Source organism: Pseudomonas sp. 43(2021) (genome assembly GCF_017490805.1).
Lineage (GTDB): Bacteria > Pseudomonadota > Gammaproteobacteria > Pseudomonadales > Pseudomonadaceae > Aquipseudomonas.
Window position 1 is genome coordinate 1 of record NZ_JAFGYJ010000602.1, and the last position, 429, is coordinate 429.

1 protein-coding gene is annotated in these 429 nt (G+C 74.4%); it reads right to left on the bottom strand.

Annotation, left to right across the window (positions count from 1 at the left end; all coding sequences use genetic code 11):
* On the bottom strand, positions 1-429 hold a 429-nt coding region (locus J5M71_RS28900; RefSeq protein ID WP_207839116.1), incomplete at both ends, for a class I SAM-dependent methyltransferase.

Below are 429 nucleotides of genomic sequence, written 5' to 3' on the forward strand. Positions count from 1 at the left end.
GCAGATGAGTGTCGACGAGCGGGTGATCGGCGCCGGCGACGTCGACGAACAGCACCCGGCCGCCAGGCTTCAGCACGCGCCGCGCTTCGGCGAGCGCGCGCGGCACGTCGTGCCAATGGTGCGCGCTCATCCGGCTCACGATCCAGTCGAACGGCGCATCGCCGAACGGCAGCCGCTCGGCCGCGCCCTGCTCGATTCGCACGTTCGACAGGCCGCGCTCGCGCGCCGCCGCCTCGACCGTCGCGGGCATCTGCGGCGCGAGGTCGTACGCGATCACCTCGTGCGCGCCGCCGCGCGCGGCGGCAAAGCTCGCATGGCCCGCGCCGCAGCCGAGATCCAGCACGCGCGCGCCCGGCGTCGCGCCGATCTCCGCGGCGAACGTGTCCAGATCCGCGCCCGTCGCATGAACGGCGCTCGTCAGATAGGCGG